The following is a 1319-nucleotide window of genomic DNA, read 5'->3' as shown; positions in this document are numbered from 1 at the left end:
CTCCCCCGCACGATCGCGCGGCCCCGGCGCCAGCTCGCCGTCGAGGGTGACGGCCGCACCGACGCCGCCACCGAGGTGGATGAAGAGCCGGTAGCCGGACGGCGACTCCTCCATGCCGGCTTCGGCGATGGCCTCAGCGTCCACGTCGTTGATCAGCAGCACCGGAGCACCGAGCACCCGCTCGAACCGCTCCGCGAGGGGGACATCCTGCCACTTCAGCTGCACGCTCTCGAGCACCACACGTCCGTCGGTCGTGCCCGGCAGCTGCACACCGGCGGCGAGGAGTCGACCGCCGAACTCCGCTGCCACGGTGGCGACGGCATCGTCGAGGGTACGGTTGCGGTTCTCCACGGAGTAGTTCACGCGTCGACCGTCCACCTCGGTGCCGTCGAGCGCGACGAGAGCGATGTCGGCATGACGGGGCTGGATCACCAGCACCAGGATCACGTGGTGACCCGCGTCGACGCTCAGGGTGGTCGCCCGCTTACCGCCGGTGCTCGCCGCCTGCTCCCCCTCGACGATCAGCCGGTTCTCGATGAGCTCGGCCACCAGTGAGGACGCGGTGGCGGCGGTCAGACCGGTCGAGCGCGCGATGCCCGCGCGCGTCTGCGTTCCCGGGTTCCGGAAGACCAGCTGCAGTGCCCGCCGCAGGTTCGCACGCCGAACGGACGCCTGGGTGTCGAGGCCGTCATCCGTGCTCAGCATGTGTTCCCGTTCCGAGGCTCGCTCCTTGCGAGCTGTTGACAGATCGCCGCGCGATCCGTAGTCTCTCCTTAAGTTTATTCATTGAACTTAGTTGGTCAATGAACCTCAAGCTCCGGACGGGCGAGTGCTGCACACACCGTCGCCCGTCCGGCACCTCCTTCTCAGCGACTCTCGGCCGCTTCGGTGTGGTGACGGATGACCTCCGCGACCACGAAGTTGAACCACTTCTCCGCGAACTCCGGATCCAGGTGCGCTTCCTCGGCGAGGGCACGCAGTCGTGCGACCTGCTGCTCCTCCCGGTTCGGGTCTGACGCCGGCATCTCGTGCTCCGCTTTCAGATGCCCGACCTGCTGGGTGGCGCGGAAGCGCTCCGCCAGCATGAAGATGAGTGCGGCGTCGATGTTGTCGATGGTGGCACGAAGACGGAGCAGTTCGGCCTTCGGGTCTTCGGCGGCGGTCATGCCCCCTACTCTAGAGCCGCGTGACAACCTGGTTTCGATCCGGGCCACCGCTATCGTGAGCACATGAGCAACGAAGAGTCGCCGGAAACCGCGCCGCACGACGAGGACGCACCCGCCACCGCTCCTGCCGCACCGGCCCCCGGGCGCCGTCGG

General features: G+C 67.9%; 2 protein-coding genes. Both read right to left on the bottom strand.

Annotated features, from left to right (window positions below; genetic code table 11):
- The coding region (locus KZA10_RS15455; RefSeq protein WP_218683325.1) for an ROK family protein at positions 1-705 on the bottom strand (705 nt) is incomplete at its 3' end.
- A 161-nt stretch (positions 706-866) separates the two neighbouring features.
- The gene (locus KZA10_RS15450; RefSeq protein ID WP_021200128.1) at positions 867-1166 is read right to left on the bottom strand and encodes a chorismate mutase; all 300 of its coding nucleotides are present in this window, start codon (positions 1164-1166) and stop codon (positions 867-869) included.
- Positions 1167-1319: the final 153 nt, after the last annotated feature.

Origin of the sequence: Microbacterium sp. BF1, assembly GCF_019279095.1 — a bacterium.
Lineage (GTDB): Bacteria > Actinomycetota > Actinomycetes > Actinomycetales > Microbacteriaceae > Microbacterium > Microbacterium maritypicum.
The sequence above is the reverse complement of the archived record's forward strand: the minus strand, read 5'-3'. Positions and strand labels throughout refer to the sequence as shown.

Bases quoted from the DNA above. Each gene is read 5' to 3' on its own strand.
- KZA10_RS15450 (WP_021200128.1), bottom strand. From the start codon at position 1,166: ATGACCGCCGCCGAAGACCCGAAGGCCGAACTGCTCCGTCTTCGTGCC.